Origin of the sequence: Isoptericola sp. NPDC056573 (assembly GCF_042793335.1) — a bacterium.
Taxonomy (GTDB): Bacteria; Actinomycetota; Actinomycetes; order Actinomycetales; family Cellulomonadaceae; genus Isoptericola.
Window position 1 is genome coordinate 387,949 of sequence record NZ_JBHTUY010000004.1, and the last position, 22,827, is coordinate 410,775.

Below are 22,827 nucleotides of genomic sequence, written 5' to 3' on the forward strand. Positions count from 1 at the left end.
CGCCGGGTCGGGGTTTCCGATGCTCGCGCGCCGTTCCTCTTCGAGGCCTGCCCCGGTTCGCTCGATCAGAACTCATCACCGCGGAATGATTCGCTGAGCGTGACCCGTCGTCCTGCGCCGACGGTGCCGCGCAACCGACACTGCTCTTGCCTGCAGGGCAACCTGCCATCGGTCCCCCTGGGCTCGACCCTCGATCAGCGCACGACGCTCTGACAAGGCACGTGCAGCGTCCTCCGTCATCGGACCGCGGGCGGCCGCGATGCGTCCTGCGATGAGGTCGGGCTTCACGCCGCACTCCGGTCGCGCAGTCGCGCGAGCCAGGCGTGCGGTCACAACCGCGGCGATGTCGTCGGCGTCGAGAAGGCTCCGCCATCCGACGAGGCACGTCACCAGCGCGTCGACGTCGTACCCGTACGCCTCCGCACGCCGCAGTCCCGCCGCGAGGACCCCGAAGGCCTCGGAATGGACCGCCCTGTCGGCGTCGTCGCGCGCGAGGCCGCCGGCGCCGCACAGAGCATTGCGCACGAGCCAGGTCCAGCGATCACGTTGCGCGTCGGTGGCGATGGCCTCGTACTCGGCGGCGAGTTGGGCGATGCCGGCCCAGCGGTTCTGCTCGGCCTCGGTCGCCTGATGTGCTGAGACCTCTGCGCCGGTGTGGTGCAGGACTCCGAACAGGATGCTCCGCGCGGTGACGTCCAGGTCGGGCGGGGTGGCGTGCAGCTGGTCGGGCCGATCGAGCGCGACGTAGGCGGTGTTCGTCTGGCGGCCTCGCGTCATCGAGACATAGAGGTTCTCGCGGATGCTGGACGGCGAGACCACGACGTGCGCGGTGTCGACGGTCAACCCTTGGGCGCGGTGCGCGGTGACGGCGTAGCCCAGGTCGACGTGCTCGGCCACGTACCCCGCCGGCAGCACCACGCTCCCCCGACGTCGCCCCTCGGGGCGGACCTCCAACCCGCCGTCGACGCGCACACGGGTCACCGTCCAGCGGTCGCTGTTACGCACCCAACCCGTCGGACCGTTGCGTAGGCGGCGGTCGTTGCGGCGCGTGACGATCAAGTCGCCCGCGGAGGCTCGTGCGTCGTCGCGCAGGACGACGTCGCGACTTGCGGAGGTCAGGCCGGAGCGGATGCGTTCGGCGCGGGCACGGTCGTTCAGTTGCCGGACGGACTCGGCGGACTCGGTCACGAGGATGCTCGCCCTGCCGTGCTCGGTATCGTGTCGCCAGGCGGTGTAGGCGGCGTCGACCATCTCGTCGGTGCCGCCCTGGCGGATGCGCCCGTGTGTCTCGTACTGGTCGATGACGGACGGGTCGCCGTCCCGCAGGCGCAGCGAGGCGGTCTTCTCCCAGTCGTGCGCGAACCGGTGCACCTCGGTCAGCCGCGGCACGTCCTCGCCGCGCGCCGAGACCAGCATCGCGAACGCGCCGCCCGCGTCAACGGACTGCAGCTGCGCCGGGTCGCCGACGAGCACGACCCTCGCGCCGACCTGCGCGGCACGGGAAGTGATCGTGTCCAGGGCACGCGTGGAGGCGAGCGTGGCCTCGTCGAGGATCACCAGCTGCCCCCGCGCGAAGTCCGCGCGCCCACGGCGGTGGTCGTAGATCCACTTCGCGGTGTTGTCGCAGCGAATGCCGAGATCGCCAGCCAGCACCTGCGCGGCCGCGGCCGACGGCGCCATCCCCACGACGCTCCCCCGACCGTGCGCGGCAATCCACCCCGCCGCCAGGGCACACGTCGCCGTCGTCTTGCCCGTCCCGGCCGGGCCGACGAGCACCTCCAACCGCCGGCCCGAGGTGAGCAGCTGCGAGACGGCGCGAGCCTGCTCGGCGTCGAGCTGGACGCCGTCGGGCGTGCTGCCAGCGACGACACGCGCCGCGGTCCTCCGATCGACAGCCTGGCCGCCGGCGTCGTCGTCGGCGACGTGCAGGAGCCGGTCCTCCATCGCGAGCAGTTCGTGGCTGGTGAACTTCTCGCTGTGCTGCGGGCGCAGGGTGCTCGTCCCGTCGGGGCGGCGCATCGCCGTGGGGGTACTGGCCAGCTCGCCGGGCGTGAGCTGCACGGAACGTCGCGTGGCGACGTCGACCACGAGCGCCAAGACCTGCTCACGGTCGGCAGCGGTCGCCATCCGCCAGCCCATCGTCTGCCGCGACGCCTCCGCCCACAGGTTCCAGTGCGTCCAGGTGGCGCGCTTCTGCGAGACGACGTCGACGATCTGGGCGGCGACGCCGTCGACTAGGTCCGGCGGGACGGCGTCCACGCTCAGGATCGGTACCGACCCGCCAAGTGCCACCCGCCGAGCCCACGTCGTCGGATCGGTACCGAGCAGCGGTTCGGCACGCCGGCGCCAGTCCGAGGTCAGCTCCGCCAGGGAGTGGATGGTCTTCTCGGGTCGCGTCTCGAGCGTGGCCTGCGCACGCAGCTTCACGACCTGCCTCGCGGACGGCCGGCGCCCGCGCGACGCGACGAACTCCTCGATGAGGCGGTCCTTGACGACCTCGATGTCTCGGCTGCGGGAGGAGAACTCCGCCAGCAGTTCGTCCGGGACGCCGGCGATCTCCCACTGTGCGGATCTGTCCGTGCCACGGTCGCGCCGTTGCCAGCTGATGCCGAACGTGTTCGTGAGCCGATCGGCGAGGACCGCGTTGTAGTGCTCAGACAACGCGACGACGGCGTGATGCAGGGCGCGAGAGTCCAGCGTGCGCCACCGGCCGTCGTGGGCGGCCTTGACCTTGTTCGAGATCACCAGATGCGTGTGCAGCTGCGGATCGTTCGCCCGCGAGTCCCAGTGGTCGTACGCCGCCGCCGCCACCCCCACCACCGGAACCTGCGCCACTCCCCCATGCCCCGTGCGTGTGGCGGCCACCTCGCGCTCGAGGAAGTCCAGCACCTGCCCGACGGCGTCATGGTGCGCAGCGACGATCAACTCCTGCGTCATCGCGTCCGCCAGGCCCCACAGCACCGACACCGACTTCGGCACCGAGAACGTCAGGTCGAACCCCGCCGTCGCCGTCGGCGAACCACGCGCCGCCTCCTGCGCCTGGATCCGTACCACCTCGACATCGAACTCCGCCGCCGGCAGCGACCGATCCACGCCCCGGACCCGACGCGCCGCACGATCCTTCGCCGTCGGGTACTCCCGAAACGGTCGACCCAACGGCTCACCCGTCACCGGATCCACGCCATGGCCCAGCAGCGCCTGCAGCTGCGCCGGCGTCACCGCCATCCCCGGCTCCAACACGCCGTCCCCGAGGTGCTCAAGCCCGCGACCCATCCACACGCCGGGCGGCGTACCCGCCTCGGTGAAGTACCTCGTAAACGCCGACGCCCGCGGCTCGCTACCGTCACCAGTCACGACCGACCGCAGCAGGTACGCATACCCCTGCCCAGCCGAGACCACCCGCAGCGAGACCGTCACACCTGACAGGTGTGCAGTTCACCCCAGTGCGGATCGTTCGCGGAGCCAACGCGACGATCGCCATGCCGCGCCGGAAGTCAGTTTCGATTCAAACCATGCGCCCGCGAGTCTAGGGCGACCTTGGAATGACTTTCGGCCTCGTCGATCACCCGCGTCGGTGTTGACGGGTCGAACACCCGCAGCAGCGAGAAGCGGAAGCTGGTCGGGTCGATGGTGCGCAGTTCGACGTTGCCACCGTGGCCATTGGTCGCGTAGGCGGTCCAGCGCTGCCGGATGCTCTCCGCGCCATCGGCCTTGCCGACGTAGTGCCGCCCATCGCGGGTATCGGTGATCAGGTAGACACCGACGACGGACGCCAGCGCGGTGCGCCAGGCGGCGTGGCGGTGCTCGCGCATGACCGCTTGGAGCTGCGCGTGGTCGAGCACGAGCCGGTCGAACCCCGGAAACGGCACCGGCTGCGCGTCGGCGATCTCCATCACTGGGTAGCCCGCGGCCGTGGGGCCGTTGAGCCGCCACGTCCGCGGGGAACGCCACCCGATCACCAGCCGGTCCCTCAGGTCCGCGAGTCGCTCGGACGCGACCAGGTCGAAGGTGCGGAACGCGCCGTCGTTCTAGACCTCGCCGCGGTTCTCGAGTACCGACCACAGGCGCGCCCGGTCGCCTCCCTCGCGGACGAACACCACCCAGATGGCCGGCGGCGCGGCGGGGAAGATCCGGGGGGATGCCGACTGCCGGCGGGTATACGCGAGGATCTCCTCGTCGGTGGAGTCGGCATGGATGCCGGGCAATCCCGTGTCCTCGTGCTCCTTGACGTACGCGTGCCGGATCACGAGGGCCCCGTGGGGGTCGATACCTCCGCTACGCAGGATCGGGTCGAGCGTCAGCGACATCAGGAAAGGTATCCAGGAAGGCCCGCCATCTCAGTCGACCCGCGCTTCGTCATCAACGCCCTGTCGGCGACGGGCCCGGTCGGCGAGACCACCGAAAAACCTGCTGGTGGCCTCGCTCGCACGAACGACGCCATCGGTCCCCGCGTCGAACGCCTTGACCCGCAGATCGCTGGTCTTCTCGGCTGCCTGCGCGCTCCGCCGTCGTGCGGCGACGAGCGCGTCCTGCCCGGATTCGACCGCCTGGTCCCGGGTATCCACGAGAGCGGCAAGCCAACGACGCGCCTCGGCGGTCTCCGACTCCGTCACGAGATCGAGGCGCCTCTCGAGCTCAAGGACAGCGCCGACCACTTCGTTGCTGGCGCCCACGACCTTCGGTGACGCGAACGGGTTGAAGAGCACCTTCTGGTTGGCCCTGCTCGAGGCTTCGTTCATGCGACCGACGAGCTGGCCGCAAGCGGCGCCGATCACGTCCAGGCGCTTCTGACGCGCCAGGCGCAGCCCGGCACGATGCCGGTCAAGTTCTTCGGGGTTCGCATCGGCGACGCGATCGAGCTCGAGCACGTCGATCGAATCCTGCACCTGGACCGAGCGGGCGATCACCGCGAGCCATTCTGAGACGGAGGTGCGGGCACCCTGCGTCGCCTTGACCAGGTCTCCGAGGTCCTGCTCGGACTCGAGCCCGTCAGCCAGCGCATCGAGCCGCCGCACCGCATATGCCTGAGTGCTGGCAATGGTCGCCGCACCACCCTGGATCTTCGACCAGGTGATCTCCGGAACCCGGCCGACCTCGTCACGGACCGTGATGGCGTCGTCGACCAGGAGGGACACCCCGATCATCTCGGCGAGAACCCCGTCCTTCTGCGCACGCAGGATGTCGTCGACCTTCTTGTCGATCTGCGCGAGATACTCACGGAGCTCATCGATCGACCGCTGCAGCTCGCGCTGGGCCATCATCGTCCCGATCGAAGCGAGGGCTGCAGGGTTCGCGAAGAGCGCGGCCGGAGAGTTGACCACCTGGATCCAGGACTGCACATCGCCCGGCTTACCGATCATCGCGTGACTGATCGCCGGATTGTCCTTAGTCGCCTGCAGGCCGAACTCGCGGACCTTCGCCGCAGATTCCTCCGTGAGCTTGAGCCAGCGACCAGACTCGGCCGCGATCTGTCCGCCAGCCTGCAGCGCCAGGCCGCCGAGGCCACTGCCAGCGTGGACACCCTCCGCGGCCGCCTGCGCCAGCGGACGCGAGTCCGTGACGACGAGGTCGATGTCGAGCAGGAACTGCTCGATCGTATCTTCCGCACCGACGACAGCGAGACCGCTGCCATCACTGACCAGCTCAAGCTCGGCGCCCACGGGTCCTCCTGTTCGTATGCTGCCCGAAGCGTAGGACTTCTTCGAGGACGTCGACGCCTCCTAGCTCGCGTACTGCCCCCTCCCCGGGTGAAACTTTGACAGCAGGTCACCGCAGCACGTGAGCGGCGAATGCGAACGCCTGTGAGCACGCCCGGGCGGCGTTCAGAGATCGCCCGGTGTCATCCACGGCTTGGCCGTGTAGCAGTACCAACCGGTCAGCTTCAGGTCGTCACGGTAGACGACACGGTTCACCTTGCCCTTCGCGTTGGCCACGACGCGCCACGGTTCGTCGACTCCGTGCTCGGCAGCGAAGGCGAGGTAATCGAGCACTGCGGCGCGGCTCGTGTCGGCGTTGAGAACGATCGTCTGGGCACCGTGCTGCCAGGACAGCCACGCCTTGCCACCGAACGTGCCGACGTCGCCGATCGTGGCGGCGCTCGAGGTCTCAGTCCAGTCCTTGAGGAGCGCGTGCAACTCGCCCCTTGTGGTCACGATCGCGCCGCGCTCGATGAGGCCGTCAGACGGCGTTACGGGCGCGGGATGAAGGGTGAACTCCGCCTTCGCCGCTTCATCCTTGACCCGGGCGTAGATCGCTTGCTTGAGCGCGTTCGTCACGCCGCGGGCACTCGGGAGAAACCTGTTCCAGCCGATGAAGCGGGCCCCGTACTCTTCCCCGACGACGACCTTCGCAACCCTGTCATCGGCGACAGCAGGCTCGCCCTCGACGAGATCCACGCCCATCTTCCTCACGGCGTCGATCACGCCAGCACCGTTGAGGAGGACCAGGCGGACATTCTCGGAGAGGAGCTGCTGGCGGAGGAACTCCTGATCAGCAGCAACGAGCTTCTTGCGGACCGTCCCGGGCAACTTGCCAAAGACAGGGTCGGTCGCCCACTGAATGAGATCGAGGTGGCACGCGGTGCCGTCGAGGTACGAGGCTCCTACCGTCGTCTGCAGCAGGTTCTCCGACGGCTTGAAGTAGGTCCAGTACGGGTAGTGCTGAAAGTACTCGTAGCACTCGGTCAGCACTTGGGCGACCTGCTCGTCCGTCGCCGTCATGAGCGTCTCGACACCGAGAGACTCATAGGTCGCGAGCCGGCGCGGGTCCACCGGCGCACCGTGGTTGGTGACGAACTCTTTCTTGCTCGGATTGAAGCCGAGGGTCGCCACGGTGGCCGTGCGCACATCGCCAAAGACGACGATCGGAGTGGATCCCGGCACGACCGAGCACCCGTCAGGAACGGGCTGCCGGATCCGGTCGGCGACATAGGCCGGCACGTGCACCATCGAACGATCGTATGCTCCGGGCGCAGCCCAGGACGGTTGAAGCTCGGCAACTCGGGCGAGCGACGCGCCGGGTTCGAAATACCGAGGGCCAGGCCGCACAGATGGAGGGGCCTGACCACTCACCTGGGGGACGCGCACAGGCCGAGCGTCCGACAGGTCAGCAACGATCGGCAGAGCGAGGTCAGACTCGTGGGCGTGAGCAGCGAGAAGCGCAGCACATGCAGCATTTCGTCATTAGCAACCCGTGGCGGTTCACGGTCTCGAGGATGATCGGCACGCTCTCGAACGACTTTGCCAAGCCTCGGGTGCCAGACGTGTGAAGCGCATCTGGCCGGCGCGTACGGGGACGTCCCGAACCGCGTGTGCATCCGTCCCGCACGGGTGGATGCGATGGACGCTCCAGCACCTACTAGAGGTCCTCGAAGAAGTCCTCGTCGACCTTCTTGAGCACGACCGTGTGATCGACCTGGACGCCGACTTCGTGCTCGATCATGAGCTCGGCCAGGCGTTCGCCGTCGACCAGCACGATGGTCCGGAAGTCCTGCTCCGCTCGCCGTGCTCCAGCCGTGAAGCTGCTCGAGGTGATGAACACGCCGCGGTCCGCCCCCTTGCGCTGGAGCGCGCCGTAGAACGCGTTGATCGCCTCGGGGCCGACGGAGTTGTCCACGTAGCGCTTCGCCTGCATGTACACGCGATCGAGGCCCAGCGCGTCCTTGCGGATGATCCCGTCGATTCCCTCGTCACCGGATCCCCCGGTGTGATCACTGGTCTCGGTCGTGCCGTAGCCCATCTTCGACAGCAGCCGGACGATAAGGATCTCGAACGCCCGTGGAGAAAGGTCCCGGAAACGGGTGCGGAGCTCGCCGGCGAGGCTCGCTTGCTGCTCCGACACGGCTTCGGCTATGCGCTCCTCGGGGGAGCTCAGTGTCGCATCCCCACTGTCGGAGTGGGCGTCGCCGGACATTCGCGTTCTCGACGTCCGACGCCGCTCCTTGAACTCGCGGAACGAGTCGTAAGCCTCGAGATCCGCGATCGTCAGGGCCTCGACGCCCGAGTCCAAGAGACGGCGCCCTTCTGGAGTGATCGTTAAGACACCTCGGCGCGGGCGAGTGACCAGGCCGGCCTGGTAGAGGTACGTCTGGGCCCAGGCAGCGCGGTTGTCGTACTTCGCCTGCCCGGTCGGCACCGCCTCCTGCCGCTCCTCGTCCGTGAGAGCCAACACGTCCGCCACCGCATCACGTGCGTCCCGTGCCCGGCGCTCGCCGCCATCGGCAAGAACGCGCAGCGTGGGCAGGAAGAACGTCTGGAACCCGGGAACCGCCATGTGCCGATGCTCGCGGAAACTGAGCGCGCGCGAAACCCGAAGGAGTCCAGACCCCTCACCGGCGGTTCGTCCTTACGCTGCGAGGGTCCTTCACGCCTGCCGCGCGCACGACCATCACAGCGAACCTACGCTCGGTCCATGCCCCCACAATCTGGCCCGCACACCTCACGGGCCGCGATTTCATGGATCGCGCCGGTGATCGCGGTCCTTGCCATCGGAGGCTGCGCGCCCGATCCGGCGCCCGAAGACTCCATCGCCTCGGCAACGGCCACCGAGTCGCCGATCGACACGCCCGCCTCCTCGGGCTCAGACACCCCGGAAGAGTCGCCGACGACGGCACTCCCGGAGTCCTCTGCGCCCTCCTCCATATCGGAGGAGAGCCCGGACGAGGACCAGGAGGCCGCGCTGAAGGACGCCGTGTCCGCATATACCGACGCCTACTTTGCCGCCGACTACGAGACGGCCGTCGAGGACATGTGGTCGGAGCGTTGCCTCAGCGACAACTCCGCCCGCAACCAGGCACTCGGGGAGATCTCCGCGCAGAAGGTGAACTACCCGGAGGGGACCGAGCGCCCGCAGGCCGAGAACATCACCATCGACCGGTTCGACGGCGACCTGGCCGTGGTCACGTACGACTACCGGTCCTCCACCGACGAAGGCACGGTGTCCTCTCAACCGTGGGTGCTCGAGGACGGCGAGTGGAAGTTCGACGGCTGCTGACACCGCGCCGATGACGGCCGTGCGCTAACGGCTGTGCGCAGATCACCAGTCGAAGGCACGCGCCACGACGCTCCCCACACCACGGACGAGCCAGACAATGCCGCGTCCGACGTTCACGACGACGCTGATGAGGTCGAAGAACTCCAGGACTCTCGCGAGGCCGCGCCCGAGGGCTCGGAACGGTCGCCCCACCCGATACCAGAAGCCCCGTCGTGGGCGGGTCGGCTGATTCACGACCGCAGAGTGCCACACACGACCCGCCCCCAAGGCCGCGCGACCACGGGCGCGGTCACGCGGGCCGCTAGGGTATTTCGCATGCGAAGTGACGACGAGGCGATGGTCGAGTCCGAGGAGCTGCGGATCCAGATCCCGGCAGGCGGATGGGTCGTCGGCACGGTGCGCAAGCCCGCGGACGAGTCTCCGCGCGGCGTCGTGGTGATCCACCCCGCGACGGCGGTCCCCGAGCGCCTGTACACGGGGTTCGCGGAGTTCCTCGCCACCAGCGGGTACGTGGCCGTCACCTACGACTACCGCGGCACGGGCCGATCCGGCAGCCCGCGCGAGCATCGCGGCCTGCGCATGCGGGACTGGATGTCCGACGACGTCCCCGCGGTCGCGGCGTGGGCTCGCCCACGGTTCGGCGACGTGCCGCAGCTGGCCATCGGGCACAGCATCGGCGGGCACGCGCTGGCGCTGGGCAACGGGTCGCGGGGGCTGGCCGGGTTCGTCACGGTCGCGTCGCACGTCGCCGGGACGGCCACGATCCCCGACCGGCGCGAACGAGCACGCGTCCGGCTGATCCTGCGGGCGCTCGGGCCCGCGGCGGCGCGGGTGCTGGGCTACGTGCCCGGGCGCCGCATGGGCCTCGGGGAGGACATGCCCGCCGCCGCGATGCTCGAGTGGAGCCGCTGGTCGACCATGCCGCACTACTTCTTCGACGACCCGACCATGACCGCCGCCGAGGACGCGGCGCGCGTCACCGGTGACGTCCTCGCCCTCGGGTTCACCGACGACCCGTGGTCCACCCCCGCGCAGATCGACGCGATCACCGACCGCCTCACGGCCGCCCGTGTCGAGCGACGCACGTGGAGCCCCGCCGACGGCGGCGTGGAGACGATCGGGCACCTGGGCTTCTTCCGCCGCGGCCTGCGCGACACGCTGTGGCCCGAGCTCCTCGCCTGGCTCGACGCCCGCGCCGAGGCCGCGCCGACGCAGGAGGACGGGAACGTCCGCTTCCGCGCCAGGAAGCCGCGCCGATGACGCGCCGCCCGCCGCGGCTCGTGTTCCTCACCATCGCGGCGGAGCGCCAGCTGCGGCGCTGGATCGCGCGGCGCGGCGCGCACACCGCGGGGAACGGCGGCCAGGGATTCGGCGCCCCCGCCGCCGGCGTGCTGCTGCACCTCGCCGACCACCCCGGCGCGACCATCGGCGAGATCACGGCCGCGCTGGAGGCCTCCCCGGCCGGCGCCAGCGGCCTGCTCGCCCGCATGGAGCGCGCCGACCTCGTACGCCGTCGTGCCGACCCCGACGACCGCCGCACCGTCCGCCTCGACCTCACACCCACCGGCACCGCCGCGCTGGACGACGTCCGCGCAGCCCTCGCCGAGGTCAACGACCGCCTCACCGACGGCTTCACCGACGACGAGCTCGCCACGGTCGCCCGTTGGCTCGAGCACGTGAGGCACTCCCTGGGGTGAGGGGGGACTACTTCACCGCCCCGGACGTGATGCCCGAGATGATCTTGCGCTGCGCGACGACGAAGACGACCAGCAGCGGCAGGCTCATGAGGATCACGTACGCGAAGATCAGGTGCCAGTTGTCGAGGTAGAGCCCCGCGCTGGCCACCTGGAACAGGTTGAGCGGCAGGGTGTCGAGCCGCCCGCCGACGACGAAGAACGCGTAGAAGACGTCGTTCCACACGTACAGGCAGATGAGGATCGTGGCGGTGGAGAGCACGGGCACGAGCAGCGGCAGGATGATCGTGCCGAAGACGCGCAGGGGCCCGGCGCCGTCCACGCGGGCGGCCTCCTCCAGCTCGTGCGGGATGGTCCGCACGAACCCCGTGACGAAGAAGATCACCGTGGACATGTACATGCCCATGTAGACGCCGATCATGCCGACGGCCGTGCCGGCGAGGCCGAGCTGGCGCAGCAGCAGCACGATCGTGACGACGGCCGGGGGAAGCACGATGCCGCTGATCGCCAGGGCGTAGAGCACGGCATAGCCGCGGGTGGTGCGACGGGCCAGCACCCAGGAGGCGAGCGAGCCGAGCACGAGCACGCCGATGACGGCGGGCACCATGATCAGCAGGCTGCCGAAGAAGCCGGCGGGCACGCGGCCCTGGTCCCAGACGGCGGAGAAGTTCTCGAGGTACTGCCACGTGGTGGGCAGCGAGAGGTTGGGGTTGAGCGCCTCGGCCTGGGTCTTGCCGGCCGTGACGACGACGATCCACAGCGGCATGCCGATCAGCACGACGACGGCGAGCACGGCGGCGACGGGCTGGACCCGACGCCAGCCCCCGGTCCGCCCGCCGGTCGCTCGACGCACGGTGCGGGTGCGGGTGCCGGTGCGGGTGCTCAGGTGAGCGGTCTGCGCGGTCACAGGACTTCCTCCCGCTTGCGAAGGGTGCGGATGACGGGGAACGCGAGGGCGACGACCACCACGAACAGGACGAGGCTCATCGTCGTGGCCTGCGCGAACAGGCCCTGGCCGAACGTGCGGAAGATGAAGATGTTCAGCAGCTCGGTGGTCCGGGCCGGCCCGCCCCCGGTGGTCGCCTGGACGATGTCGAAGCCGTTCATCGACCCGAGCAGCGCGGTGGCGACGTTGAACGTGATCGCCGGCGCCAGCAGCGGGAAGCGGATGTCGCGGAACGTGCGCCACGCGGAGGCGCCGTCGAGGCGGGCGGCCTCGAGCACGTCCTCGTTGATGGTCTTCAGCCCGGCCAGGTAGATGAGCATCGACAGGCCCATCCACTTCCAGGAGTGGATCAGGGCGACGACGAGCAGCGTCCAGGTGGTGCTGCCCAGCCACGGGATCGTGACGTCGGTGCCGAGGAGGGTGCCGAGGACGCCGTTGACCGCGCCGTCCGGCTTGAGCATCGCCTGGAAGACGTAGCCGACCGCGAGCGCCGACATGATCACGGGGATGAAGAACATGACCCGCGCGAACCGGTTGACGCGGGTGTCGCGCTCGAGGAGGAGCGCGAGGAGCAGCCCGAACAGGTTCTGGAAGATCGCGACGAGCACGGCGTAGACGAGCGTGATCCGCAGCGAGGCCAGCAGTGTGCCGCTGCTGAGCAGGTCGGCGAAGTTGCGCAGCCCGACGAAGGAGATCGAGGACTTGAAGCTCGACCAGTCCGTGAGCGCGTAGACGAAGTTGAAGATCGTCGGGACGAAGAAGAACACGCCCAGGACGACGAAGGCCGGCACGAGGAACCACGCGGGGTGGTTCTTGCGGGTGCGTTCGTCCCTGCCGGGCGCGGCGCGCCGGGGCTTCGCCGCCGGGCGGGCCGGGGCGCCGGTGCTGAGGGTCGCGGTCATCGGTGCATCACCTTTCAGGGGTGCCGGGGCGGGCGCACGCCCGCCCCGGCACCGCGGCTGGTCTCAGGCCGGGGTCAGAAGCCCTCGACGCCCTGGGCGCGGGCGAGCTGGGCGAACTGGTCCTGGGTCTGCTGGGCGACCTGCTCGGGCGTGGTGGTGCCCTGGATCATGTCGGCCAGGTAGATGTACAGGTCGGGGTTGGCCACGGCGAGCGACTGCATCGACCCGACGGAGTCGGCGAGCGAGGCGTGCACGTCCTGCAGCGCCTGCGGCACGCCGTCCGGGGTGGGCACGTCGGGCTGGAGCGAGACGGTCTCGCGGTCGGCGACGAAGTCGGCGTAGCCGTCCCCGAGCCAGAACGACAGCAGCTGGCGGGCCGCGGCCTCGCGCGTCGCGTCCCCGGTCTTGAACGCGACGAGCGCGTTGGACTGGTCGGGGATGACGGTCGCGACGTTGCCGCCGGGCGAGATCGGGAAGAACCCGATCGTGTCGTCGAGCTCCGCGGTGTCCGCCTTGGCCTGGAGCTGGCCGAAGAACGAGTTGACCTGCACGGCCATGGCCGCGTCGCCAGCGAGCAGCGCGTCGGCCTGGTCCTCCAGCGTGGCGGTCTTGATGTCGTCGTTGAACAGGCCGTCGTCGATGAGGCCCTGGTAGGTCTCGATCGCGCCGAGGACGGTCGGGTCGGTGAACTTCTCCTCGCCGGTGTTGACGCGGTCCCACAGGCCGTCGGCCGCGGCGTCGGCGAGCTGGACCTGCACCCACCACTGGGTCGCCCACCGGTCGCCGGCCATCTCGAAGAACGGGGTCTCGCCCTCGCCCTTCAGCGTGCGGCCGAGCTCGACGAACTCGTCCCAGCTCTTCGGGGTGTCCTCGATGCCGTGCTCGGCGAAGACCTTCTTGTTGTAGTAGACGCCCTGCACCGCCGGGCTCGTGATGAGCGCGGCGTACCGGGTGCCGTCGAGGGTCCCGGTGATGTCCTTGACCTCGGGGCTGTACGAGTCGAGCCACGGGGCGCCGTCGAGCGGCTGCAGGTTCGTGGGGGCGTTCAGCGCGGTGAGCATCGACGCCGTCGGCTGCCAGAACGCGAGGTCCGGCTTGTCGCCGGTGGCGACCTTGGTCTGGATGCCCTGCTCGTACGGGTCGGGGATCGTGACGATCTCGACCTTCGCGCCGGTGGCCTCCTCGAACGCCGCCGTGACCGCCTCGGGCACGGTGTTGGAATTCTGGGCCGCCCAGATCGTCAGGGTGGTGCCGGTGAGGTCGGCGGTCTGCTCCGGCCAGTCCGCGGCCTGGGTGGCGCCCCCGTCGCTGCCACCGCCCGCCGTGGGGTCGCTGCAACCGGTCAGTGTCAACGCCGCCACTGCTGCTGCGGCGGCCGCGCCGGTCAGATACTTCTTCATATCAGCTCCTCGGAACTCGTCCGGCGTCATCGACGACGCCGGGACCTGGCTGGACGACGGTGGTGCTACCGCACGTCCTGATGGCGGATCCTCAGTACTCGCGCGGCCGGCTCGCCCGAGGCCGCACGCAGCCTCAGGCGCCCGTCCTCGGCGTGCGCCTCGAGCCCGGACACCGGGCCGTCGGCGGGGTAGACCGTCTCGACGGCGCCCTGCGGCACGGGGACGGAGATCTCGGGCTCGTCCCCGCCGCGCCACCAGACGGCCAGCACGGTCTCGTCCGCGGTGGCCCGCCCGACGGCGACCCAGGGCGCGTCCCAGTCCGGCAGGCCCAGCGGCCACACCGGCACGGCGCCGCGCGCCTCGTCGTCCCAGGCGCGCGCGGCGCGCACCCCCTCGGCCACGAGCGCGCGCTGGGCCTCGTCCATCCCGTCGAGCTGCCCGGACAGGTACAGCCGGCCGGACAGCCCGGTCACCATGGTGAAGACGATCTCGGCGTCGGACATCGACGGCTGCGGGTAGGCCCAGTTGCCCGCCTGCTCGGGCAGCACGGCCACGAGCGCGCCGGCGGCGACCGGCGGGTAGCGCAGCGGCTCCTGCTGGTCCGTCGTCGACTGGAGCTCCAGCCTGGACAGCAGGCCGTTGTCGGCGCGCATCGCCCCGGACGCGCAGTTCTCCACGACCAGGCGCGGATGCCGGGCGAGCACGCCGTCGAGCCAGGTCAGGTACGCCCGCGTGTGGCGCAGCAGCCCGTCGCCGACGCTGTCGGCGTCCCGGTCGGTGCCGGGGCCGGGCGTGACGTTGTAGTCGAGCTTGAAGTAGCCGACGCCGTGCTCGTCGACGAGCCGGTCGACGACGTCGTCCAGGTGCTTGCGCGCCTGCTCGTCGCGCAGGTCCAGCAGGTACCGGCCATGCTCGACGATCCGCGTGCCGTGGCGCTGCAGGAACGCGTCCTCGGGGAGCTGCGCCGCGAGCGGGCTGCGGACGCCGATCACCTCGGGCTCGAGCCACAGCCCGGGCACCATGCCGGCGGCCCGGATCGCGTCGAGCACCCGGTCGAGACCGCCGTCGGGGAACCGCACGTGCGACGGCTGCCACTCCCCCACGGAGTCCCACCAGTCGCCGCCGTCGTCGTACCAGCCGGCGTCGACGCAGAAGTAGTCGGCCCCGACCTCGCCCGCCGCCGCGATCAGCGGCAGGAGCTTGTCGGTCGTGGGGTCGCCCATGAGCGTGTTCATGTAGTCGTTGAAGACGACGGCCCCGGCGGCGCGGGCCGGACGGCGGTCCGCGCGGCGGTGGCGCGTCAGCTCGCCCACCGCGGCCTGCCAGTCGCCGTCGGCCCAGGCGACCGACACGGGCACCGAGACGAATTCCTCGCCGGGCCGCAGACTGCGCAGCCAGGCGTGGTCGGCGTCGGTGGGGCCGAGCAGGCCCAGCACCAGCGCCTCGCGGTCGTCCCCGCCGAGCCGGACGCCGAGCTCCGTCCGCCACGGTCCGGGGTGCTCGACCTGCCACGCCAGGCTCGCCGTCGCCGTGGTGAGCACCCCGGCGGGCGGGTGCTCCCCCGACGACCAGGTGCCGTGGCTGACGACCGCCCGCGCACCGCGGGAGTCCTGCCGCTGGTGCGACGCGAGCCCGAGGGCGGGCAGCCCGGTCTGGCCGCGCACCGGCGTCGACGACCACCGCCACTCGCCGAGCCACTCGCCGTCGCCCTCGATCGACACGGCGTCGTCGAGCCCGTCGGGGCCGCACGGGTCCGCGAGCATGAGCGACGACACCGCCTGCAGCCGGACCGTGGCCGCGCCGGCGTTGCGGACCGTCGTCCGGGCCTGCACCGAGGTCCCCCCGGTCCGGGCGCGGAGGGTGGACCGCACGTCCAGCCCGCTGACCTCGTCGCGCTGCACGACCTCGAGGCGCTGCCAGCCGCGGTCCTCGGTCACCTCGTGGCTCACGTACCGCAGCCGCGCGCCGATCTCGGTGGCCGTGTTCCGCAGGTTGGCGGAGCGGTGCCCGTGCCCGACGGCGAGGATCTCGACCAGCGGCTGCACCGCCGGGCCGGGCCGCTCGCCGGCCGGCACCAGGGACACGGCGACCGGGCCGTCCAGGGGGCGGCGCACGACCAGCCGCAGGGCCCCGTCACCCCACGTCATCAGCTCGCGGCCCACGTCGGCCCGATCCGGCATCTCTGCCTCGCTTCCTTCGCCACCATGGCGCGTCGTCGATGACGCTATGAAAGCGTCGATCATCTGAAAATGCAAGCATGGATACCGGGTGAACCAGGGATCTCTGATCTTCGGTTTCAGGCGACGGCGTCGGCGAACCGGCGCGAACGGAGGATCCGGGTCAGCTCGAGGCGGCAGGACGCCCGGTCGACTGGCGCACCACGAGGTCGGGGATCATGCGCACCGAGGGCCGCGGCTCCCCCGCGTCCATCCGCCCGACAAGCAGCCCGAACACCTGGTGGCCCAGACCCACGAAGTCCTGCCGGACCGTGGTGAGGGGCGGCACCCACAGCTGGCTCAGCGGGTGGTCGTCGAAACCGATCACGCTCACGTCGCCGGGGATCGAGCGCCCGGAGTCGACCAGGCCCTTCATGACGCCGATGGCGAGCTCGTCGTTCCCGGCGAGCACGGCGGTCGCCGACGCGTCGCGCGCCAGGCGGACCCCCGCGTCGTAGCCGGCGAGGGGGTCCCAGCCCGCGTGGATCACCGGCGGCGGCTCGATCCCGGCGTCGCGCAGCGCCTCGCGCCACCCGACCATGCGCGCGCTCTCGACCCCCATGGACGGGATCGCCACGTGATGGACGGTGCGGTGCCCCAGGTCGAGGAGGTAGCGCGTTGCCTGGGTGGCCGCGTGCCGGTCGTCCATGTACGCGTGCGAGATGGCCTCGTCCGACGACCCGCCGGAGGCGGCCGCCACGGCGGGCAGCCACGAGGGCATCTGCGCGAGCGCCGCCACGCCGGGCGGGTCGAACTCCAGGACGATCGCGCCCGCGAGCGGCTGGCCGAGGGCATGGTCGATGGCCCGCTCGACGGTGGGGCCGTCGGCCGTCTCCACCACGGAGATGACGACCATGTAGCCGGCCTGTCGCGCGGCCTCCTCGATGCCCTGGATCGTGGCCGCGTACCCGTAGCGCGTCGTGTTGCCCGCGAACACGGCGATCATCGAACCGGCCTGGCTCGCCAGCGACCGGGCGGCGCCGTTGGGCCGGAAGCCCAGCTTCTTGACGGCCGCCATGACCCGCTCCCGACGCTCCGCGCTGACCGGCACCGTCCCGTTGAGCACGCGCGAGACGGTGGGCACCGACACGCCGGCGACCCGGGCGACGTCGGCGATGACGGGCGGCTTCACCCTCGGGACCTGGCTCACGCCGCAAGGTTACGCGACCACGGCCCGCTCTTGTGGTCGAGCATGATTCACGCTTTCATGGCACACGGCGCCCGACGTCGACTGTCCAGGCGCCATCAGACCTACGAAGGAGTGGATCGTGCCCCAGTCACGTGAAAGCGTGCATCAGATCGGCGCCCGGCGAGGCGCCCTCGCCGTCGCGGCGTTCGCTGCGCTCAGCCTCTCCGCCCAGGCAGGATGGGCGGCGCCCGCCACCGACGAAGGAGAACCCGTGACCGACGTCCTCGCCGTCGACTTCGCCCGCACGACCGGCGACTTCCGCGGAGGCGCCACCGGCACCCTGTACGGCTTCGGCGACGACGGCGTGCCCACGCAGGCGCTCATCGACGGCGCCCACATCACCAACTCGTCCCAGAAGGCGCCGTACGGCACCCAGCACCCCAGCGGCGACGCGCTGACGATCGAGGACGGGTTCTTCGCCAAGCACGGCCAGGAGCTGGCGATCTACATCCAGGACTACTACCCCGACTGGTCCTACAACGGCGGCAAGCGCCCGGGCGACGCCCGCACCTACGACCAGGCCACGGGCACCTACGTCGACGAGCCGAACGGTGTGTGGGACTACCTCGAGATCGTCGAGTTCGTCACCGAGGCGGTCGCCACCCAGTCCGACCACCCCGAGAAGTACCTGTTCATCCCGTTCAACGAGCCCGACGGCGGCAACTGGTACCCGGACTGGCCGGGGCAGAAGGACCAGTTCCTCGCGGACTGGCAGGCCACGTACGAAAAGATCCAGGAGGTCTACGACCGGCACGGGCTGGGCCGCGCCCGGATCGGCGGCCCCGGCGACACCCGCTGGCAGCCCGAGCGGTCGGCCGACTACCTGACCTACGCCAAGGCGCACGACGTCCTGCCGGACGTGTTCATCTGGCACGAGCTCGGCATCGACAACCTCGCCACCTTCCGCTCCCACATGCGCGACTACCGGCAGCTGGAGCAGGACCTCGGCATCGACCCGATCCACGTGAACATCACCGAGTACGGGATGCTGCGCGACATGGGCGTGCCCGGCCAGCTCGTGCAGTGGCTGTCGATGTTCGAGGACGAGAAGGTCGACGCCCAGACCGCCTACTGGAACTACGCGGGGAACCTGTCCGACAACACCGCCCGCGCCGGCGGCGCCAACGCCGGCTGGTGGATGTTCAAGTGGTACGGCGACCTCGAGGGCAGCCAGACCGTCCAGGTCGACCCGCCGCACCCCGACACCGTCGACACCCTGCAGGGCATCGGCGCGATCGACGAGGACGACCGCCGTGCGACCGTCCTGCTGGGCGGCACCGACGACGACGTCCGCCTCGACCTGTCCGGCCTCGACCGCCGCACCTTCGGCCAGAAGGTCGACGTCGAGGTCCGGGAGGTCACGCTCTCCGGGGCCCAGGGGCTGGCGAACACCCCGCGCGTGGTTCAGAGGATCGACGGTGCCAAGGTGCGCGACGGCGGTCTGCAGCTCGACGTCGACCCCTACGACCGGTACGCCGCGTACCAGGTCGTCGTGACGCCGGCGCGGGGCGCCGACGCGGCGCCCGAGACCTGGACGACGAGCGTCGAGGCGGAGGACACCGCGCTCACCGACGCCCAGGTCTACGAGCAGGACCCGCAGGGCGGCGGTGGCTGGAAGTTCCTGGCCTCCGGCGGCCGCGACGTCGGCTCGTTCAACAAGGCGACGTCGCGCGCCGACTGGACGGTGACCGTGCCCCGCGACGGCACCTACCGCCTCCAGGTCATCGGCGCCACGCCGGGCGTACCCGGGCGGCACGCCCTCTTCGTCGACGGCGCGCTCGACCAGCCGGTCCAGTACACCGCCGACCTCGCGCTCACCGACGCCCAGAAGTGGCAGTACCGGGGCAGCTCCGAGGTGCAGGTCGAGCTCGCCGCCGGCGAGCACGTCCTCTCGCTGCGGGCGAGCGAGGACGGCAGCACCCTGCTGCCGAACGCCGACATCACGCTCGACAAGCTCGTCCTGACCGACGTCAGCGACGGCGAGCCCACCGCCTACCCGGCGAGCACCATGCGCCTGGCCGGCGGCGCCCGCCTGGACTGGGACCGCGGCAACGCCCGCGGCTTCGCCCGCGTCCAGGGCGAGGGGCAGCGCGCGGAGGTGTACGCCACCGCGATGGAGTCGGGCTACTACGACGTCACCGTGCGGCACACCACCACCCGGGCGTCCGACCTCACCCTGACGGTCAACGGGCGCGCGGCCACGTCGTTCGGCGTCCGCGGGTCCGGCGCCTGGACCTCCACGGCGCGCGTCCACCTCGCCGAGGGCATCAACGAGCTCGAGCTCGCCTCCGACGCCGGGGCGCTCGTCGGCTCCGTGACGACGACGCGCGCGCCCGACGACGCGGCCGTCACCGTCCAGGCCGAGGACGCCGCGCTCCACGGCACCGCCGTGGTCGCCACGAAGTCCGCCGCGTCGGGCTCCAACGCCTCGGGCGGCAAGGTGGTCGAGTGGCTCGGCGACGGCGAGGAGAACTACCTCGAGATCGCCCGCGCCGCCGGATTCGACGCGGCCGGCGACTACGACGTCACCGTGCGGTACGCCAACGCCGAGCTGTCCGGGAAGCACGACTACAACCCGCAGGTCGTCGACCGGGAGCTGCAGGTCCGCGAGGGCGACGCCGTCGCCGGGGCCACCCACTTCCGCTACACGTTCTCGTGGGACAGCTTCTGGGAGCGCACCGTCCCCGTGACCCTCGCGACCGCGGACCAGCCGCTGCGCTTCGGCAACCCGGACGCCTTCGCGCCGAACATCGACGCGATCACGATCGCGCCGCTGGTCACCGGCGAGCCGACGACCCAGCGGGTCACCGGCCGGGCCTGACCGCACCTGCTGTGGGCGCCCGCCCCGAGCGCGAGCTCGGGGCGGGCGCCGCCGTGGGAGGCCTGGCGGTCAGAGCACCCAGGCGGTCTCGGCCTCCGCCGGGCCCCCGCACTCGGCGGTCCCGCCCACGCGCTCCCAGCCGACGTCGACCTCCGTCCGCGCGAGCACGTCCCCGTCGTCGTCCAGCGCACGGAGCATGACCGAGCGCGGCGAGGAGAAGAGGGTGAACGTCCACGTGTCCCCGTCGTGCGACGTCGGGATCGCGGGCACCTCGGCGTCCGGCGGATAGGGCGGCTGCCACTGGTCGCCGTCGCGCACCTGGAGCACCGCCACCTCGGACGTGTCTCCCTCGAGGGTCACCTCGAGCACGCTGGAGTAGCCGATCGCCGGGCACACCTGTGGCGGCGGGTCGGTCATGCCAGGCCGCACGACGGCGGCGACGACGGTGAGCGCGACGATGCCGAGCGCTGCGGCTGCGGCCCAGAGCGGCAGGCGGAGACGAGGCGCGCGCTCCGGCGGCTGCGTCGTGTCACTGGTCGTCGGCACTGCTGGCCCTCCTGATGCGGTCCCTCGTCGACATCATGTCGCGACGCCAGGCGCTCTTGCATGCACCGCGGAGGGCGCGTGCGTCGCGATTTCACCCGTGCTCATCGGAACGTCGGGACCTGCGGTGGACGATGCTGTCGGAATGTCGAAGATTGCCGCAGGGGACGGCCGGGCGACGCCGCCCACTCCCCCCATCGAAGAACGCCCTGCGGCTCGCGGCCGGCGACGGCTCCCCGGATCCGGGGGCGGTCGTCGTGCGGCCGGGCTGACGGCGTCCGGCGCCGCCGGCGCGCTGGTGCTGGCCGGCCTGGTGGCGGTCGGCCCGACGGCGACGGCGGCGCCCACCCCCGACTGCGCCGTGCCCTTCCCGGTCGCCGAGGTGGTGAGCGGGGCGCCGGTCAACGGGCTGTCCGTGAGCAAGGGGACCACGCCGCAGGCGTTCACGGGCGAGGTGCTCGGCGTGCTGTCGGACGGCATCGCCCCCGACCTGGACATGATCGTCGCCGAGCTCCACTCCCCGGCGATCGACGCGGCGGGCGGCATCTGGCAGGGGATGTCGGGGTCCCCGGTGTACGCGGAGGACGGGCGCCTGATCGGCGCGGTCGCGTACGGCCTCGCCTTCGGGAGCTCTCCCGTCGCGGGCATCACGCCGTTCGAGGACATGCAGGGCTACCTCGGCGCCGCGAAGGCCGCGCCCGAGGTGGCGGTGACCTCCCGCCTGGCGACGCGGATCGCCGCCGAGACCGACGTGACGCGGTCCGAGGCCGCCCAGGGTCTACGCCAGCTGCCGATGCCGATGGGCGTCGGCGGGATCGACCTCGCGCGCGCCCGCACAGCGGTCAAGGCCGCGGGCGGCAGCGAGCTGGTGACGGCGGACTCCTACCGCATCGGCCGGTCCAGCGGCACCGCCGCCGCCGGCATCGACACCGTGGTCGCGGGCGGCAACGTGGCCGCGGTGCTGTCGCACGGCGACATCACCTTCGCCGGCATCGGCACCGCGACCTCGGTGTGCGGCAACCGGGTGGTCGCGTTCGGGCACCCGCTGAACTTCACGGGCAAGACCCGCCTCGGGCTGGCGGCCGCCGACGCGGTCTACGTCCAGGAGGACCCGCTCGGCGTGCCGTTCAAGGTGGCGAACCTGGGCGACCTCGGCGGCACCGTCACCGACGACCGTCTCGCCGGGATCGCCGGCACCTTCGGCGCCTCGCCCACCGCCACGCCGGTCCGGTCGACGGTGGCCCACGGGAGCAAGACGCGCACCGGCACCACCCAGGTGCTGGACCCGGCCGCCCTCGCGGACGTCACCCTCCTCGCCGGAATGGCCAACCACGACCGCGTGGTGGACGGGATCGCCGGCGGGTCCGAGACGCAGGCCTGGACGATCACCGGCACCCGCAGCGGGACCCCCTTCCGGCTGCGGTACGCCGACCGGTACCAGTCGGCCGAGGACGTCGGCACCGCAGGCGCCCTCGACCTCCCGACCGTGGTGGGCACGCTCTCGTCCGTCTCGAACGTCAAGCTCACCGGGGTGACCAACGAGGTCAGGGTCAGCAACTTCCGGGAGCGGTTCCGCGTGGTGAAGATCCAGCAGCGCACGGGCGGCCGCTGGATCGACGTGACCGGCAAGACCGCGAAGGTCCGCGCCGGCCACACCCTCGCGCTGCGGACCCAGCTGCTGGGCACCGACGGCGCCACGCGATCGGTCTTCCGCCAGGACTTCACGATCCCGAAGAGCCTCAAGGGCAAGAGCGGTGTGGTCACCGTCGTCGGCGGCAACTCGTTCCAGGACGAGTTCTTCGGCCCGACGTCGTTCGACTCGGTCCAGAAGCTGCTGCAGGGCAACCTGCGCAACGACGAGCTGGAGCTGAGCCTCGTCATCGGCAGCGGCAGGACCGCGTACGAGCGGACCCGGACCTCCGACGTCATGACCCGCGTCGTGAACGGTCAGCGGGAGCTGCAGGTCCGCGTCACCTCCTGAGGACGGGCGACGGGCAGCACGACCCCGGACAGCACGAGGCCCGGGGGCGCGGGGCGCCCCGGGCCCCGGCCGGATTCGTGTGTTTCCGGGATTCGAGTGGGGGCGTAATTTTTTAATTGGCCCCCGATTCCGGGGGTTGGGGAC

The 22,827-nt window shown here is 71.1% G+C and carries 18 protein-coding genes; 5 read left to right on the plus strand and 13 right to left on the minus strand.

The window, feature by feature from the left end:
- Window positions 1-75: 75 nt before the first annotated feature.
- From mobF to ACFQ8E_RS09305, 6 genes are all read right to left on the minus strand, one after another.
- The gene (gene mobF / locus ACFQ8E_RS09280) at window positions 76-3,417 is read right to left on the minus strand and encodes a MobF family relaxase (RefSeq protein ID WP_430550279.1); all 3,342 of its coding nucleotides are present in this window, start codon (window positions 3,415-3,417) and stop codon (window positions 76-78) included.
- Between the two features lie 77 nt (window positions 3,418-3,494).
- Window positions 3,495-3,893, minus strand: a complete 399-nt coding sequence (locus ACFQ8E_RS09285; RefSeq protein ID WP_430550280.1) for a GIY-YIG nuclease family protein — start codon at window positions 3,891-3,893, stop codon at window positions 3,495-3,497.
- Between the two features lie 135 nt (window positions 3,894-4,028).
- A complete protein-coding gene (locus ACFQ8E_RS09290; RefSeq protein WP_430550281.1) occupies window positions 4,029-4,307 on the minus strand; it encodes a hypothetical protein in 279 nt (92 codons plus the stop codon).
- Window positions 4,308-4,337: 30 nt separating this feature from the next.
- Window positions 4,338-5,660 carry a hypothetical protein gene (locus tag ACFQ8E_RS09295; RefSeq protein ID WP_430550282.1) on the minus strand — a complete coding sequence of 441 codons (1,323 nt, stop codon included), beginning with the start codon at window positions 5,658-5,660 and terminating at the stop codon, window positions 4,338-4,340.
- Between the two features lie 162 nt (window positions 5,661-5,822).
- Window positions 5,823-6,947, minus strand: coding sequence for a hypothetical protein (locus ACFQ8E_RS09300; RefSeq protein ID WP_430550283.1), 1,125 nt, complete (start codon window positions 6,945-6,947; stop codon window positions 5,823-5,825).
- 409 nt (window positions 6,948-7,356) lie between these two features.
- A complete protein-coding gene (locus ACFQ8E_RS09305) occupies window positions 7,357-8,271 on the minus strand; it encodes a restriction endonuclease (protein WP_430550284.1) in 915 nt (304 codons plus the stop codon).
- Window positions 8,272-8,466: 195 nt separating this feature from the next.
- Between ACFQ8E_RS09305 and ACFQ8E_RS09310 the strand changes: the two genes are divergently transcribed.
- Complete coding sequence (locus tag ACFQ8E_RS09310) at window positions 8,467-8,991, plus strand: hypothetical protein (protein ID WP_430550285.1); 525 nt, start codon at window positions 8,467-8,469, stop codon at window positions 8,989-8,991.
- A 42-nt stretch (window positions 8,992-9,033) separates the two neighbouring features.
- Here ACFQ8E_RS09310 and ACFQ8E_RS09315 read toward each other — a convergent pair whose 3' ends face one another.
- Window positions 9,034-9,225 carry a hypothetical protein gene (locus ACFQ8E_RS09315; RefSeq protein WP_430550286.1) on the minus strand — a complete coding sequence of 64 codons (192 nt, stop codon included), beginning with the start codon at window positions 9,223-9,225 and terminating at the stop codon, window positions 9,034-9,036.
- Between the two features lie 81 nt (window positions 9,226-9,306).
- Here ACFQ8E_RS09315 and ACFQ8E_RS09320 point away from each other — a divergent pair, with 81 nt between their 5' ends.
- Both ACFQ8E_RS09320 and ACFQ8E_RS09325 read left to right on the plus strand, forming a co-directional pair.
- Window positions 9,307-10,251: a serine aminopeptidase domain-containing protein gene (locus ACFQ8E_RS09320; RefSeq protein ID WP_430550287.1), complete on the plus strand. Its 945-nt coding sequence runs from the start codon at window positions 9,307-9,309 to the stop codon at window positions 10,249-10,251.
- Window positions 10,248-10,688 (plus strand): MarR family winged helix-turn-helix transcriptional regulator, encoded by a 441-nt coding sequence (locus ACFQ8E_RS09325; RefSeq protein WP_430550288.1) that lies wholly within the window; start codon window positions 10,248-10,250, stop codon window positions 10,686-10,688. The genes ACFQ8E_RS09320 and ACFQ8E_RS09325 overlap by 4 nt, the downstream gene beginning before the upstream one ends.
- A gap of 7 nt (window positions 10,689-10,695) precedes the next feature.
- Here the strand turns inward: ACFQ8E_RS09325 and ACFQ8E_RS09330 are convergent, their stop codons facing one another.
- The 5 genes from ACFQ8E_RS09330 to ACFQ8E_RS09350 all read right to left on the minus strand — a co-directional run bounded on the left by ACFQ8E_RS09330 (window position 10,696) and on the right by ACFQ8E_RS09350 (window position 17,299).
- Window positions 10,696-11,592 carry a carbohydrate ABC transporter permease gene (locus tag ACFQ8E_RS09330; protein WP_430550289.1) on the minus strand — a complete coding sequence of 299 codons (897 nt, stop codon included), beginning with the start codon at window positions 11,590-11,592 and terminating at the stop codon, window positions 10,696-10,698.
- Window positions 11,589-12,533: a carbohydrate ABC transporter permease gene (locus ACFQ8E_RS09335; RefSeq protein ID WP_430550290.1), complete on the minus strand. Its 945-nt coding sequence runs from the start codon at window positions 12,531-12,533 to the stop codon at window positions 11,589-11,591. Before ACFQ8E_RS09335 ends, ACFQ8E_RS09330 begins: the two co-directional genes overlap by 4 nt.
- 74 nt (window positions 12,534-12,607) lie before the next feature.
- On the minus strand, window positions 12,608-13,933 hold the full coding sequence (locus ACFQ8E_RS09340) for an ABC transporter substrate-binding protein (protein WP_430550291.1): 1,326 nt from the start codon (window positions 13,931-13,933) through the stop codon (window positions 12,608-12,610).
- A 65-nt stretch (window positions 13,934-13,998) separates the two neighbouring features.
- On the minus strand, window positions 13,999-16,113 hold the full coding sequence (locus tag ACFQ8E_RS09345) for an alpha-galactosidase (protein ID WP_430550292.1): 2,115 nt from the start codon (window positions 16,111-16,113) through the stop codon (window positions 13,999-14,001).
- Between the two features lie 160 nt (window positions 16,114-16,273).
- Window positions 16,274-17,299 (minus strand): LacI family DNA-binding transcriptional regulator, encoded by a 1,026-nt coding sequence (locus tag ACFQ8E_RS09350; protein ID WP_430550293.1) that lies wholly within the window; start codon window positions 17,297-17,299, stop codon window positions 16,274-16,276.
- A gap of 250 nt (window positions 17,300-17,549) precedes the next feature.
- Here ACFQ8E_RS09350 and ACFQ8E_RS09355 point away from each other — a divergent pair, with 250 nt between their 5' ends.
- Window positions 17,550-20,159, plus strand: coding sequence for a hypothetical protein (locus tag ACFQ8E_RS09355; protein WP_430550294.1), 2,610 nt, complete (start codon window positions 17,550-17,552; stop codon window positions 20,157-20,159).
- A 69-nt stretch (window positions 20,160-20,228) separates the two neighbouring features.
- Here the strand turns inward: ACFQ8E_RS09355 and ACFQ8E_RS09360 are convergent, their stop codons facing one another.
- Complete coding sequence (locus ACFQ8E_RS09360; protein ID WP_430550295.1) at window positions 20,229-20,705, minus strand: hypothetical protein; 477 nt, start codon at window positions 20,703-20,705, stop codon at window positions 20,229-20,231.
- 142 nt (window positions 20,706-20,847) lie between these two features.
- Here ACFQ8E_RS09360 and ACFQ8E_RS09365 point away from each other — a divergent pair, with 142 nt between their 5' ends.
- The gene (locus ACFQ8E_RS09365) at window positions 20,848-22,683 is read left to right on the plus strand and encodes a SpoIVB peptidase S55 domain-containing protein (RefSeq protein ID WP_430550296.1); all 1,836 of its coding nucleotides are present in this window, start codon (window positions 20,848-20,850) and stop codon (window positions 22,681-22,683) included.
- Window positions 22,684-22,827 lie beyond the last annotated feature (144 nt).